The 14,276-nt window shown below is 66.8% G+C and carries 13 protein-coding genes; 7 read left to right on the top strand and 6 right to left on the bottom strand.

Annotated features, from left to right (window positions below; translation table 11 throughout):
* Positions 1 to 42 precede the first annotated feature (42 nt).
* Positions 43 to 798, top strand: coding sequence for a sigma 54 modulation/S30EA ribosomal C-terminal domain-containing protein (locus GV792_RS20035; protein ID WP_163825751.1), 756 nt, complete (start codon positions 43 to 45; stop codon positions 796 to 798).
* A 72-nt stretch (positions 799 to 870) separates the two neighbouring features.
* On the opposite strand, the gene GV792_RS20030 is transcribed toward GV792_RS20035, so the two are convergent.
* On the bottom strand, positions 871 to 3,081 hold the full coding sequence (locus tag GV792_RS20030; protein WP_163825750.1) for a serine/threonine-protein kinase: 2,211 nt from the start codon (positions 3,079 to 3,081) through the stop codon (positions 871 to 873).
* Positions 3,082 to 3,186: 105 nt separating this feature from the next.
* Complete coding sequence (locus GV792_RS20025) at positions 3,187 to 3,846, bottom strand: response regulator transcription factor (protein ID WP_163825748.1); 660 nt, start codon at positions 3,844 to 3,846, stop codon at positions 3,187 to 3,189.
* A gap of 199 nt (positions 3,847 to 4,045) precedes the next feature.
* On the opposite strand from GV792_RS20025, the gene uvrA reads away from it, so the two are divergent.
* Positions 4,046 to 6,970: an excinuclease ABC subunit UvrA gene (gene uvrA, locus GV792_RS20020; protein WP_163825746.1), complete on the top strand. Its 2,925-nt coding sequence runs from the start codon at positions 4,046 to 4,048 to the stop codon at positions 6,968 to 6,970.
* A 92-nt stretch (positions 6,971 to 7,062) separates the two neighbouring features.
* Here the strand turns inward: uvrA and GV792_RS20015 are convergent, their stop codons facing one another.
* The 3 genes from GV792_RS20015 to GV792_RS20005 all read right to left on the bottom strand — a co-directional run bounded on the left by GV792_RS20015 (position 7,063) and on the right by GV792_RS20005 (position 9,296).
* Positions 7,063 to 7,770 (bottom strand): alpha/beta fold hydrolase, encoded by a 708-nt coding sequence (locus GV792_RS20015; protein ID WP_218580026.1) that lies wholly within the window; start codon positions 7,768 to 7,770, stop codon positions 7,063 to 7,065.
* 628 nt (positions 7,771 to 8,398) lie between these two features.
* Positions 8,399 to 8,740, bottom strand: coding sequence for a DUF1844 domain-containing protein (locus GV792_RS20010; RefSeq protein WP_048833249.1), 342 nt, complete (start codon positions 8,738 to 8,740; stop codon positions 8,399 to 8,401).
* Positions 8,741 to 8,774: 34 nt separating this feature from the next.
* Positions 8,775 to 9,296: a DinB family protein gene (locus GV792_RS20005; protein ID WP_309139132.1), complete on the bottom strand. Its 522-nt coding sequence runs from the start codon at positions 9,294 to 9,296 to the stop codon at positions 8,775 to 8,777.
* A gap of 378 nt (positions 9,297 to 9,674) precedes the next feature.
* On the opposite strand from GV792_RS20005, the gene infC reads away from it, so the two are divergent.
* The 4 genes from infC to GV792_RS19985 all read left to right on the top strand — a co-directional run bounded on the left by infC (position 9,675) and on the right by GV792_RS19985 (position 11,912).
* Complete coding sequence (infC, locus tag GV792_RS20000) at positions 9,675 to 10,334, top strand: translation initiation factor IF-3 (protein ID WP_163825827.1); 660 nt, start codon at positions 9,675 to 9,677, stop codon at positions 10,332 to 10,334.
* 61 nt (positions 10,335 to 10,395) lie between these two features.
* Complete coding sequence (gene rpmI / locus GV792_RS19995) at positions 10,396 to 10,590, top strand: 50S ribosomal protein L35 (RefSeq protein ID WP_163825742.1); 195 nt, start codon at positions 10,396 to 10,398, stop codon at positions 10,588 to 10,590.
* Positions 10,591 to 10,690: 100 nt separating this feature from the next.
* Positions 10,691 to 11,071: a 50S ribosomal protein L20 gene (gene rplT, locus GV792_RS19990; protein ID WP_011208447.1), complete on the top strand. Its 381-nt coding sequence runs from the start codon at positions 10,691 to 10,693 to the stop codon at positions 11,069 to 11,071.
* Between the two features lie 40 nt (positions 11,072 to 11,111).
* Complete coding sequence (locus tag GV792_RS19985; protein ID WP_163825741.1) at positions 11,112 to 11,912, top strand: TrmH family RNA methyltransferase; 801 nt, start codon at positions 11,112 to 11,114, stop codon at positions 11,910 to 11,912.
* A 35-nt stretch (positions 11,913 to 11,947) separates the two neighbouring features.
* Here GV792_RS19985 and GV792_RS19980 read toward each other — a convergent pair whose 3' ends face one another.
* Positions 11,948 to 12,505 carry a TetR/AcrR family transcriptional regulator gene (locus GV792_RS19980; protein WP_309138555.1) on the bottom strand — a complete coding sequence of 186 codons (558 nt, stop codon included), beginning with the start codon at positions 12,503 to 12,505 and terminating at the stop codon, positions 11,948 to 11,950.
* Between the two features lie 104 nt (positions 12,506 to 12,609).
* On the opposite strand from GV792_RS19980, the gene GV792_RS19975 reads away from it, so the two are divergent.
* Positions 12,610 to 14,061, top strand: coding sequence for an MFS transporter (locus GV792_RS19975; RefSeq protein WP_163825739.1), 1,452 nt, complete (start codon positions 12,610 to 12,612; stop codon positions 14,059 to 14,061).
* The last annotated feature ends 215 nt before the right edge of the window (positions 14,062 to 14,276 follow it).

Here is a 14,276-nt window from a genome sequence, read left to right as displayed (position 1 = left end):
GTGGCATATCCGCACGGCGAGAATAGAAAGCAGGGGTTTCCTATGAATTCGCTGGAGCTGTGGGCCACCGCGACCGAGCCCGACCTCGCGGTCACCACACGTGGCGCGGTACCACCCGCCGACGTGACTCGTGCGGTGCGGGCCATCGGGCGGGTACTGCGCCGCCACCACCTCGACGCGGCGGCGCACGTGCGCGTCACCGCACCTGTGGACGCCGATCAGCCGACGGTCGTGCAGGCCAATATCCATTCCCGGGATACGCGGACTCGGGTGCAGGTTCCGGGACCACGTGGTTTCGCGGTCACCTTCGCCGCCGAACGTCTCGATCGCCAGATAGCCAGGCTCAGCGCCGATCCGATGCCGCGCGTCTGGCCGGATCCAGCCCGGCCGCCGCTGGCGCGGGTCACCGAGCAGCGGCCGATCACCAGGCGCAAGGACCACGTTCTGCTGGCGGGCACCCCCGCGCAGGCGATCGAGGTGCTCGACGCCATGGACTACGACGTGCACCTGTTCACCGATGCCGAGACCGGCGAGGAGGCGGTGGTGCACTGGATCGACCCGGACGGGGTGCAGATGATCCGCCAGCGCACCACCGAACCCACCGAATCCTCGCCCGCGCCGATGGCGCTGACCGTCGCCCCGGTGCCCGCGCCGGTCCTCGACGAAGGCGACGCCGCCACCCAGCTGTGCTGGCGTGGGCTGCCGTTCCTGTTCTTCACCGACGCCCGCACGGGGCGTGGCCATCTGCTCTACCGCCGCTACGACGGCGACCTCGCGCTGGTCCGCCCGGCCAGGTAGGAGGAGGGCCGCTCGGTTGGGCCGGTTTCGCTCACGGACGCAGGTATCAGCGAGCAAGGCGCGACTGATGTGCTAGACCACCCGCTCGAGCGCGCGCAGGTCTGCGTCCAGCTTGCGGAACAACCAATACACGGCGACGAAGGCGAGCCCGGTGGCCGCGCACAGCCCCAGCACCGAATCGCGCACGAGCCCAAGCTCCGCCGGTTCGAGAAAGCTGAATCCGGCCAGCACCCCGACCACCGGCACCGACGCCGTCACCGCAAGGTAGACCGTGGTTCTGCGGCGAAGCCTGCGCAGGTCGGCGGAGTCGCGCCCCGTCGTGCGTCCGTGGCGCAGGTAGCGGGGATAGACGCAGTGGACGAGGTAGAACGTGGAAAGGAAGAAGGTGTAGGCGACCGAGATGGGGCCCGACACCAGAACAGTCATTGCCGCATGGACCTGCAGTCGCACGGGCAGGTCGGTGAACCAGTGCAGCAGCAGCACGGCTGTCACTGTGGCGAGAACCGCGGACAGCAGGGTGTTGAGCGCACACAGGTCGCCCCACATCAATGTCCGCGACCGCACCCGCGCGAGCCTCGCCTCGCCGTAGCGTCTGCCCTTGCGCAAGCCGCGAAGAACCGCGAGCTGATCATGTGAGATGTAGACGTAGATGACGATGGCCAACAGCAAGCCGCCCAGGACGCACGCCACGATGCCCTTGTCGATCCGGTCGTTCGTGGCATCGGGCAGGCGCTCTCTGATCAGTCCCTGGGCGTGCAGAGCCAAGTACACCGTCGCCAGGCCGACACCGACCATCGACGACAGCCAGAGGACAGGGGTGGGCCATTGCGAAAGTCGCGTTCGCCAACTGGTCGACGGCGGATAGGCGAGCTCCCTGGCCCTCTTCTCGAGGCACAGGTCCAATTGCTGGGCCAATTCCGAACCGGACGAGTAGCGGTCCTCGCGGTTGGGCGACAGACACTTCAGGAGCACATGGCGCAACGCCATCGGGCAATCCGGCGGAAGCTCCGACAAGTGCGTCGGCTCTACCGGTCTGCGCCGCAATTCGAGCATCCGGGCCAGCGACGTCTCCGACTCGCCCGCGGACGTTTCGTCGGGAAAGGGCCGCCGTCCCGTGAGCAATTCCCACAGCATGACGGCCAGCGCGAAGATGTCGCTTCGAGTATCGAGGTCGACGGCGGTCGCGGGCAGTTCGGGGTTGCAGGCTTCGAGCTGCTCGGGCGACATGTACGCCAGGGATCCGCCGAAGTACGCCAGCGGACTGGTGCCCTTGAGGTTCTCGCTGAAGCTGACGTTGAAATCGGCCAACTTCGGCACTCCCTCGGCGCTCAGCAGCACGTTCGCGGGTTTGATATCCCGATGCAACACTCCTCGCTCGGATGCGTGCTGTAGCGCGTCCGCGAGTCGGCGGCCCAGCCAGGCGACGGTCTCCGGCCAGGTCAGCACCCCGGTTCTGGTCCGGATCGCCGATTCGGTTGGCCGAACCTCACCCTTCTCGGCGAGCACCTCGTCGACGGCGTCGAGCAGCAGTTGCCCACCGTGGCGTTCCGGCGGCGTCGAGCGCCGCAACCGCAGCACGTCGAGCAGCGTCCCGCCCGGTAGGTACTGCATGTAGAGCAGCTTCAGCTCGCCATCGGCGATGAGCCGCTGGTCGAAGATGCGCACGATATGTTCGTGGTCCAACTGGGCGAGGGTCTGCGGCTCGATTCCTTGGTTATGAGAGATCTTCACCGCGACGAGTCGCTGCATCGATTGTTGCCGAGCCAGGTAGACCTGGGCGAAGGCGCCCGCGCCGACCCTCATCAGAAGGTCGAAGTCCTCGACGCGGTCGCCGACATCGATGGCGTCGAGAAGAACCTGCGCGCAGGGACGAGCAATCAGCGTGCTTCGGTATTCACTCGTGAGCCGTGCCGGTTCAGGGCCGGCCATGGAAGTGGCCTCGGCAAGCGTGGTGGCCGCATCGGCGGCGGGGGCACCGCGGCGCAGGGCGTGGAATTCCTCGTAGACCAACTCGGCCGGCAGCGGACCATCTTGCAGTTCCGCGAATTCGGCGCGATATTCGATCAGTCGCTTGGGAAAGTGATAGCGAAGCCAGCGGTATTCGAGGTCGATCTTGATCAGTTCGATCAATATCGTGCGCCGATCGGCCGGTTCGCGGGGTAGGTATGCCGACAGGTCGGGTGGAAACCCGGACGCCCACGCCTCTGAGAACAGTGCCAAGGCAGTGGCAAGCGCTGTGCGGGTTCGTTCAGCTGAATCGACCAGATCGATCGGCTCGTGCATCGGCAGCTCGAGATCAGCCCCAGCCGATCACCGGGCGGCTACGCGCGATGCGGCGTCGTACCGGAGTTGCCACGCATTGTCTCCTTCCCGCCGGACCCCCACTGTTCAAGAATATCGCTCTGTTGGTCCCGGGACAGACTCGCCGAGCTTGGTGGCCAGCACCGCGGCCTGGGTGCGCCGCTCCACACCGAGCTTGGCGAGCAGGCGGGAGACGTAGTTCTTCACCGTCTTCTCCGCGAGGAACATGCGCGCGGCGATCTGCCGGTTGGTCAGCCCCTCGCCGAGCAGGGTCAGCAATTTTCGTTCCTGCTCGGTGAGACCGGCCAGTGGACCGTCGTCCTCGGCACTGCGGCGCAGCCGCGCGCGCAGGACCGCCGCCGCCTTGGTATCGAGAAGGGAGCGGCCGGCGCCGACGTCCTTCACCGCGTCGGCGAGCTCCATTCCTTTGATGTTCTTCACCACATATCCGCTCGCCCCGGCGAGGATCGCATCGAGCATCGCCTGGTCGTCGGTGTAGGAGGTGAGGATCAGGCAGCGCAGATCGTCGAACTCGGCGAGCAGATCGCGGCACAACTCGATGCCGTTCCCGTCGGGTAATCGCACGTCCAGCACCGCAACTCGCGGCCGCAGTGCACGGATGCCGATCATCGCGCTCGCCACGTCGCCGGCTTGGCCGACGACGGTGAGGTCCGGATCGCTTTCGAGCAGGTCGATCAGACCACGCCGGACGATCTCGTGATCGTCGACCAGGAACACCTCGAGCACAGCCCCGACTCCTGTTCGTTTGTCTACCCTGGTCAAGGTAGCTCGCTTCGCGGCTGTGGGGGATGGCCGAAAGTCATCTGGCGAGCATCGACCCGCGCCCGGGAAAACTTGTCGGTGGTCCGGCCTAGCATGACCGCCGGGGACATATCGGCATGCCAGAACCCGGAACGCGGGATATCGAAGAGAAGGGACCGACCTGGTGGCGGAACGCCTCACCGTGCGCGGAGCTCGGGAGCACAACCTCAAAGGGGTCGATCTCGATCTTCCCCGCGACAGCCTCATCGTGTTCACCGGGTTGTCCGGCTCGGGCAAGTCCAGCCTGGCCTTCGACACCATCTTCGCCGAGGGTCAGCGGCGGTATGTCGAGTCGCTGTCGGCGTACGCGCGCCAGTTTCTCGGGCAGATGGACAAGCCCGACGTCGACTTCATCGAGGGGCTCTCGCCCGCGGTGTCGATCGACCAGAAATCGACCAACCGCAATCCACGTTCCACCGTCGGCACCATCACCGAGGTCTACGACTACCTCCGTTTGCTCTACGCCCGCGCGGGCACCCCGCACTGCCCGGTCTGCGGTGAGCTTATCGAGAAGCAGACCCCGCAGCAGATCGTCGACCAGGTGCTTGCCATGGAGCCGGGCATCAAATTCCAGGTGCTCGCCCCGGTGGTGCGCACCCGCAAAGGCGAATTCGTCGACCTGTTCGACCAGCTCAACACCCAGGGCTATGCCCGCGTGCGGGTCGATGGGGTGGTGTATCCGCTCACCGATCCGCCGAAGCTGAAGAAGCAGGAGAAGCACGACGTCGAGGTGGTCGTCGACCGTCTGGCCGTCAAGCCCGGCTCCAAGCAGCGGCTCACCGACTCCATCGAGACGGCGTTGCGGCTCGCCGACGGCATCGTCGTGCTGGATTTCGTCGACCGCGACGAACACGCCCACGACCGGGAGCGCCGCTTCTCCGAACGGCTGGCCTGCCCCAACGGCCATCCGCTCGATATCGAGGATCTCGAGCCGCGCTCGTTCTCGTTCAACTCGCCCTACGGCGCCTGCCCGGACTGCACCGGTCTCGGCATCCGCAAGGAGGTCGATCCCGAACTGGTCGTGCCCGACCCGGATCTGAGTCTGGCCGACGGCGCCATCGCGCCGTGGTCACGTGGGCAGACCGCCGAGTACTTCACTCGGCTTTTGTCCGGTCTGGCCGAGGCCATCGGCTTCTCCATGGACACCCCGTGGCGTGAGCTGCCGGTGAAGGCTCGCAAGGCGGTGCTGGAGGGCAGCTCCGATCAGGTGCACGTGTCCTACACGAACCGGTACGGACGTAAGCGCTCCTATTACGCCGATTTCGAGGGCGTGATGCCATTCCTGCAGCGGCGGATGGAGAACACCGAGTCCGAGCAGATGAAGGAGCACTACGACGGGTACATGCGCGATGTGCCGTGCCCGGTCTGCAACGGTGCGCGGCTGCGTCCGGAAATCCTCGCGGTCACCATCGCCGCCGACGGCGAGCGCAAATCCATCGCCGAGGTGTGTGAGCTGTCCATCGGCGACTGCTCGGCATTCCTCAACACCCTCACCCTCGGCGAGCGTGAGGCTGCCATCGCGGGTCAGGTGCTCAAGGAGGTGCAGGCGCGGCTGGGCTTCCTGCTCGACGTCGGCTTGGAATACCTCACGCTGTCACGGGCCGCGGCCACCCTCTCGGGCGGTGAGGCGCAGCGCATCCGGCTGGCCACTCAGATCGGCTCGGGTCTGGTCGGCGTGCTGTATGTGCTCGACGAGCCGTCCATCGGCCTGCATCAGCGCGACAACCGCAGGCTCATCGAGACCCTGACCCGGCTCAAGAAGCTCGGTAACACCCTGATCGTGGTCGAGCACGACGAGGACACCATCCGTGCCTCGGACTGGGTGGTCGACATCGGCCCGCTCGCCGGTGAACACGGCGGCCGGGTGGTGCACAGCGGCCCGTATCAGGAGCTGCTCACCGATCCGAACTCGCTGACCGGTGCGTATCTGTCCGGTCGCGAGCAGATCGAGGTGCCGATGGTGCGGCGTCCGGTCAGCAAGAAACGTCAGGTCACCGTCGTCGGGGCGAACGAGCACAATCTGCGAGGCATCGACGTCGCGTTCCCGCTCGGCGTGCTCACCTCCGTCACCGGCGTGTCCGGATCTGGGAAGTCCACCCTGGTCAACGACATCCTCGCCACGGTGCTTGCCAACCGGCTCAACGGTGCCCGCCAGGTTCCGGGTAGGCACACCAGGGTCAACGGGCTCGACCATCTGGACAAGCTGGTGCAGGTAGACCAGTCACCGATCGGCCGGACCCCGCGCTCCAACCCGGCTACCTATACCGGTGTCTTCGACAAGATCCGCACCCTGTTCGCGGCGACCACCGAGGCGAAAGTGCGCGGTTACCAGCCGGGCCGGTTCTCGTTCAACGTCAAGGGCGGCCGGTGTGAGGCCTGCTCAGGTGACGGCACCCTCAAGATCGAGATGAATTTCCTGCCCGACGTGTACGTCCCGTGCGAGGTGTGCCACGGCGCCCGCTACAACCGGGAAACCCTCGAGGTGCATTACAAGGGCAAGACCATCGCCGAGGTGCTGGACATGCCGATCGAGGAGGCCGCCGGTTTCTTCGAGCCGGTCACGTCGATCCACCGCTACCTCAAGACCCTCGTCGATGTCGGTCTGGGATACGTGCGACTCGGCCAAAGTGCCCCAACCCTGTCCGGCGGTGAGGCCCAGCGCGTGAAGCTGGCCGCCGAACTGCAGAAACGCTCCACCGGGCGGACCGTCTATGTGCTGGACGAGCCGACCACGGGTCTGCATTTCGAGGACATCCGCAAGCTGCTGGCCGTCATCAACGGACTGGTCGACAAGGGCAACACAGTGATCGTCATCGAGCACAATCTCGACGTCATCAAGACCTCGGACTGGGTGATCGACATGGGTCCCGAGGGCGGGTCCGGCGGCGGCACGGTCGTCGCCCAGGGCACCCCGGAGGACGTCGCGGCCGTGTCGGGCAGCTACACCGGGCATTTCCTGCGCGAGGCGCTCGACAAGCCCGCACCGCCTGCGGCGAAGCCGAAGCGGGCCACCAAGCGCGTGGCGACGAAGGCTGCGGCGGTCGGCTGACGGACTCTCCACTGCGGGAGACCGGCCTCCGGTCTCCCGCAGTGCAGTGCCGTGGGCGAGCAGCAACGGGTCGGCCGTGCTCCGAGCCCTGATCAGTTCTGGACGATCGTGTGGATCAGCTCGGCGAGTTCGCGCGGCTTGGACCACATGGGCCAGTGCCCGGTCGGCAGGTCGACATACTCGGCGTCCAGACGAGACAGCTCGGCGAACATCGGCATCTCACCCTCGTCGCGCAGTTTCCTAACCACCTCGGCGGTGAAGGTATTGCAGATCACCGTGGTAGGGATTCGTCGTCCCGCGGGCTCGTCGCTGAGCTGTAGCGGCGCGGCGGCCACCGCGGTCGGTTCCGACACCGCACGTGCACGGAAGGTACTCAGAGCGGCTTCGTCGAGCCCGGCCAGACTGTTGCCCGCACCCTCCAGATCCCGCCACTCCGGCAGTGGGTACTCGCGGGCGGTCAGATCGAGCTCGGAGTTGAGCACGAATCCGTTCGGCAATGGCGCGCTGTCGACGTAGATCGCGCGGGCGAACCGCTCGGGTGCCAGGTCGGTGGCCAGGTAGGCAGCGGCGCCGCCACCGGAATGGGACACCAGGACCGCGCGCTCGCCGGGCGCGACGGCGTCGACGATGGCCTGTGCCTGCCGTTCCAGCGTTGCGTCGAGCCGGTCGTCGTCCTGCGGGTCGAGGCCGGGCAAGGTCATCGCCAGCACATCCTCGCCGTGGCGGCGCAGCTCGTCCGCAACCTCGTCCCACGCCCATGCGCCCAACCAGAATCCTGGAACCAGAAGTATCCGTGCCATCGAGAAAGCATGGCATGTCATCGCTCGACGCGGTATTCCCCGTGCCAGCAGGCAAGGTTAAATGTGTTGTGCAACAAGGTAATTACGTTACGGGACGGCCCTACTGGAAGTGTCTGCCCGGTCGCGGCCGCGCTATCTGGGAGTGCTCGAACGAATTTGCCGCACAATCCGCCCTAAAAGTGAAACACGCGTGTGTAGGATCGGCGGAACCGCGCCCGAGAGGCTCGACGCGCGGCGATAGACAACCGGTCCGCCCGGTGGCGCGTCGAGTGCGCGGCGCCGGCACATACACCGGTGAGAGCGAAAGGAATCCCCGCCATGGAAGGCGTCGACATCGGTGCCCTGATCACTCAGATCCTCGGTTTTCTGAGCAGTGGCTCGTCCCTCAACTACACCCCGGGTACGCCTGCCTGAGCGCGGATCCACCGAAAGGAACCACCGACATGAACTCTGGAAGCGCCGGTCTCGGCGACATCTTCACCGCCATCGCCAACATGCTGAGTACCGGCTCGGCGATCTCGGTGACACCGGGAATGTGAGCGATGCGCGAAGGCCGGGCCCCGCTGATCGCGGGACCCGGCCTTCGTGGTGTGTGCCGGTGTTTTCCACCGGTCGTCGACGCCTCGGCTCAGTACACCGGACCGGTGTACTTCTCGCCCGGCCCCTTGCCCGGCTCGTCCGGATGCGCCGACGATTCCCGGAACGCTTTCTGCAGCGACTGCAGCCCCTCGCGGATCGGTCCGGCATGCGGCCCCAGGTACTCCACCGAGGCCGTCACCAGGCCGGCCAGGGCGGTGATGACCCGCCGCGCCTCGTCCAGGTCGCGCCTGCTGCTGGTCTCGGGGTCCTCATCGGCCAGCCCCAGCTTCTCCGCCGCCGAGCTCATCAACATCACCGCGGCCCGGCTGATCACCTCCACAGCGGGGATATCGGCCAGTTCGCGCACAGAGCTGTCGGGCTGTTCAGTCATGACTATCAGGCTAGAACCCGCGCCTGTGGTGCGCTCACCCCGCCGCCCGCACCAGCCGTAGCTGCCCGATCTCCGCGACGTTCTTCATGAGCTCCGCGTTCACCCACGCCACCAGATGGGCAACCGTCAGCCCGGCATCCGCGGGCCACGGGTACGCGACCGGTGCGGCCAGGTCGGCGTCGGCGAGTGCATCCAACCCGGACGTCCATTCGGTATGCAGCTGCCGGATCCGGTCCACGGCCGCAGCGCCGGTGCCCGGCCAGTGCACGCTCTCGCGCGAACGCAGCGCGCGGCCGGTCAGCTGATCGATCGCGGTACTCCACCACCAGTCGATATGCCAGGTCAGCCAGGCGATGGTGGGAACAGGTATCGGATCGGGCTCGGTATCGGCCCAGTCGGGTCGCCAGATGCCGTCGGTGCCCTGTCGCACCGTCCAGCACAGTGGGCCGGGTTCGGTGAGGAAGTCGTCCTCGGTCAGGGCGTCGAGGTGATAGTCGGCAAGAGCCCAGGTCAGCTCGAATTGCCAGCTCAGGAGGTCGCGATGAGAATCGGGCACCGGTGGACCCTGGCATGCGGCATTCGCAGGAGCAACCGATTTCGCCCCGGTGGGCGGGGTCGTCGTCCCGATTCGGTTCCCGGCGGCGCAGCTGCTACGCTGTTCTGCGACGACCGCCCTGGGTGGTGTGTGTTCCGGGAACGGGACCTGCACGACAATGTCCGGGGCAGATAAGTGGAGCCCGACTCCCACCGTTGCCGACGAGTATTCGTACGGGACAACGGTCCGGTCGCCCGCCCCTCGGGGCCGGGTTCTCGCATCGAGTTCAGCTGGATGCGAGATCGCAGGCGTCATCACCTGCGGTGATCGGTCGACCTCGGGCCCTGGAGCGGTGAAATACCGCGACGGGGCCTTTGTGTTGAACAAGGGGTTGCAGTTATTGCATGCGGTCGTCCGACGACACCGCTTGACCTAGGAGGCCCCATCAGCACTGAGACCCGCATCAACGATCGCATCCGCGTTCCCGAAGTCCGCCTCATCGGACCCGGCGGTGAACAGGTTGGGATCGTGCGTGTTGAAGATGCACTACGCGTCGCTCTCGAAGCCGACCTCGACCTGGTCGAGGTGGCCCCGGATGCCAGACCGCCGGTCTGCAAGATCATGGACTACGGCAAGTTCAAATACGAGACCGCGCAGAAAGCACGCGAGTCCCGTAAGAACCAGGTCCAGACCGTCATCAAGGAGCAGAAGCTCCGTCCCAAGATCGACGACCACGACTACGAGACCAAGAAGCGCAACGTCGTTCGCTTCCTCGAAGCCGGGTCCAAGGTCAAGGTCACGATCATGTTCCGGGGTCGCGAACAGTCCAGGCCCGAGCTCGGTTTCCGGTTGCTGCAGCGACTGGCCTCCGACGTCGCGGAGTTGGGTTTCGTCGAGACCTCGGCCAAGCAGGACGGCCGGAACATGACCATGGTCCTGGCGCCGCACAAGGGCGCGAAGACGCGCGCCAAGGCGCAGCAGGACTCGGCCGCCCCCGCCCGGCCGCAGCCGAGCGCCCCGGCGCAAGCGGAGCAGGCCGAGCAGGCCGGCCCGCAGTAATACCGATCAGAACGTCGGCGGTCCACGCGCGACCGCGGGCACGAGACAGATTGAGGAATCCATGCCGAAGATGAAGAGCCATAGCGGCGCCTCGAAGCGATTCAAGGTGTCCGGCAAGGGCAAGCTGCTGCGTCAGCAGGCGAACCGTCGTCACTTGCTCGAGCACAAGCCCACCCGCCGCACTCGTCGTCTGGACGGCACCGAGGTCGTCGCGCCCGCCGATGTCCGTCGCGTGAAGAAGCTGCTCGGTATCTGATACCCGCCGCAGTAGGCACGCTCGCGCTCCGCATACGGACGCCGACAACCTGACCACACCCGGGCGCCGTACGCGCCCCCCGATCGAACAGGACTGACCAGTGGCACGCGTCAAAAGGGCCGTCAACGCTCAGAAGAAGCGCCGTTCCATCCTCGAGGCCTCCAAGGGCTACCGCGGCCAGCGCTCGCGGCTGTACCGCAAGGCCAAGGAACAGCAGCTGCACTCGCTCACCTACGCCTACCGGGACCGCCGGGCGCGCAAGGGTGACTTCCGCAAGCTGTGGATCGCCCGCATCAACGCTGCGGCGCGCCTCAACGACATCACCTACAACCGCTTCATCCAGGGCCTGAAGGCTGCCGGTGTCGAGGTCGACCGCAAGAACCTCGCCGAGCTGGCCGTCTCCGACGCCGAGGCCTTCGCCGGTCTCGTCGCGATCGCCAAGGCCGCGCTGCCGCAGGACGTCAACGCCCCGGCCGCCTGAGCCGGGTGCCGTGACTCGCGGAAACCTTTCGGAACGACCCGTGGACGCGCTCAGTGAGCGCAATCCGCGGGTCGTTTCCGCTGTCAAGCTCCATCGCGCGGCACATCGGCGCAAGGCCGGGCAGTTCCTGGCCGAAGGCGCCAACTCGGTGACCGCGGCGCTGGATGCCGGGCGGGTGCGTGAGCTGTTCTACTCGGCTGCCGGGGCGACCCGTGAGCACGAACTCGTCGCCGGCGCGGCCGCCAAGGGGGTGCGCACCACCCTCGTGAGCGATCGCGCGGCGCAGGCGTTGGGGGAGACCGTGACGCCGCCTGGGCTCGTCGCGGTCTGTGAGACGCTCGACGTCGAACCGGCAGCGATCCTGCATGCTTCGCCGCGGATTCTGGCCGTACCGATAGAAATGGCTGACCCGGGAAACGCGGGCACCCTCATCCGTGTCGTCGATTCCGTCGGCGGTGACGGAGTGATCCTGGCCGGTGACTCCGTTGATCCGCATAACGGCAAAACCGTTCGTGCCGCCGCAGGCAGCCTGTTCCATGTGCCGTTCGCCCGCAGCCGCGAAGTCGGCGCGACTCTGGACGACATCGCCGCCGCCGGCATCACCATCCTCGCGACCGCCGCGAACGGTGAGGTCGACCTCGATGACGCCGATGAACTGTTCACCGGCCCGGTTGCCTGGCTGTTCGGCAACGAAGCCCACGGCCTCGATCCCGCCGTCGCCGCCCGCGCCGATCACCGCGTGCGCATCCCCATCCGCGGTCGCGCCGAAAGCCTCAACTTGGCAACCGCCGCGTCGATCTGCCTGTACGCCAATTCGCGGGTGCGTTACCGCGGCCGCTGAGTCCGCCCACCGGTCGATCGATGGGCGGGTGCTACTCAGTCCCCGGACTCCTCCAGATCACACAGGATGTCCTCCGCCCACACCGTCGGCACCGCATTCGGGCCGACTACCTGCATCGACGTCATGACCGTCAGCAGCATGCCGGTCGACATGAAGCGCCGCAGCTCCGTGGTCGTCGCGCCGGTGAGTTCACCGGCCAGGGCGTAGATCTGCCCATAGCGGGCCCGGGTCTGTTCGCCGATCACCGGGTCGGCGCTGGCGGCGAAACCATGCAGGAGCAGCTGGAGCAGTGCGCGATCGGCGAGGAAGACCTTGTATCCGTGGCCGAGCGTTGCCACCGTCGGGTTGGGTGCATCCGCTGCCGCCTCGCGAAAGACCGTCTCGATGCGATCGCACACCCGATTCAGCGCGGCCAAGAACAGCTGCTGCTTGGTGCCGAACAGTCGGATCACATACGGCTGGGAGACGCCGGCCCGACGGGCGATGTCATCGGTTTTCGTTGCCGCGTAACCAGTTTCGGCGAAAGCTTCGATCGCCGCCGCCAGTACCTGCTCGCCGCGTTCGCTCGCGCTCATCCGGGTCTTGGTCGTCACAGATGCTCCTGATTCGTCTCGGCGCCGCCATCGGTTGACATGTTATCAGTCGATGCATACTCTTCTCGGCATTAGTTATCAGTCAATTACAACAAGGGCTGGATATGACCGAGACACTCACCGCGGCGCCCACCGCGTCGCAATCGACCACCATCCGTCCGCCGGGTAGCCGGCCGCTGGCCGCCGTGCTGGCCGCCGTCGGCATTCCGATGTTCATGGTGACGCTGGACAACCTGGTGGTGACCAATGCGCTGCCGGTCATCCGGACCGAACTGGGCGCCTCACTCACCGATCTGCAATGGTTCGTCAACGCCTACACACTGTCGTTCGCCTCGCTGCTGCTCACCGCGTCGGCGCTCGGCGACCGGCTGGGCCGCCGCCGGGTCTTCCTCGCCGGTATCGCGCTGTTCACCGTGGCGTCGGCGGCATGCGCGATGGCCACCGAGCCATGGATGCTCATCGCCGCCCGTGCGCTCCAGGGCTTCGGTGGCGCGGCGGTCATGCCGCTCTCGCTCACTCTGCTGTCGAGCGCGGTGCCGGAGCGCATGCGCAACGCCGCCATCGGTATCTGGGGCGGCATCTCCGGGATGGGGATCGCGGTCGGGCCGGTGGTCGGCGGCGCGGTGGTCGACGGATTCAGCTGGCAGTGGATCTTCTGGCTGAACGTGCCGATCGGAATTCTGGCGCTGCCGTTCGCAGCGCGCATGCTCGACGAATCGTTCGGCGGCAGCCGCCGGCTCGACCTTCCGGGGCTGCTGCTGTCGGCGGGCGGGGTGCTGTCGATCGTCTGGGGTGTGATGCACGGCGCGGAGGACGGCTGGACCTCCGGCCCGGTGCTTGCGACGCTGATCGGCGGAACGGCACTGCTGGCCGCCCTGATCGCCTGGGAACTGCGTACGCCCGATCCGATGCTGCCGCTGCGACTGTTCCGCTCCCGGGCGTTCCGGGTGAGTAACACCACAAGCTTCACCTTCGCGGTCGGTGTGTTCGGGTCGATCTTCCTCATCTCGCAGTATTTCCAGGTGGTGCAGGGTTACAGCCCGCTCGAATCGGGTCTGCGGACCCTGCCCTGGACCGCCGCGCCGATGGTGGTGGCGCCGCTGGCCGGGCTGATCGTCAACCGCGTCGGTGCCCGGGCGGTGCTGTCGACCGGGCAGGCCATGCTGGTCGCCTCGCTGATCTGGATGGCGGCGGTGAGCACAGTCGATGCCCCGTACAGCTCGTTCATCGGGGCCATGCTGCTCGGCGGCGTCGGTATGGGTCTCACCTTCGCGCCCAGTGCCACCGTCGTCATGGGCAGCGCCGCCCCCGACGACCGCGCCATGGCCTCCGGCACCAACAACACCCTCCGCGAGGTGGGTGTCGCCATGGGCATCGCCATCCTGGCCTCGGTCTTCGCCTCCCACGGCTCCTATACCGACCCGCAGAGCTATGTCGACGGACTGGTCCCCGCGGTGTGGGTCGGCGCCGCCGTCGTCGCGGTCGGCGCACTGGTGTCCCTGCGGCTGCCGCGGAAGATCGAGCCGGTGGACGAAGCCTCCGTCGGCACCTCCTGACCCCGGCCCGCACCCGCCCGGTGGTCTGCGACGGCCACCGGGCCGCCGTGCTGATAGTCGGAGCGGGTCGCGAGTCCGCTGAACCACATATGTCGACCGGGCGGGCGCGGCGACCAGCGCTCGAGCTGCGCTAGCACAGGACACGCGGCCCGGGCGGGGTAATCCGGATGAATCGCTCGATACGCATCGCATACGATTCGACCAGCAGCAATGTG

Origin of the sequence: Nocardia cyriacigeorgica (assembly GCF_010868145.1) — a bacterium.
In the GTDB taxonomy this organism is placed as follows: domain Bacteria; phylum Actinomycetota; class Actinomycetes; order Mycobacteriales; family Mycobacteriaceae; genus Nocardia; species Nocardia cyriacigeorgica_D.
This window is presented reverse-complemented; position numbering and strand designations above follow the sequence as displayed.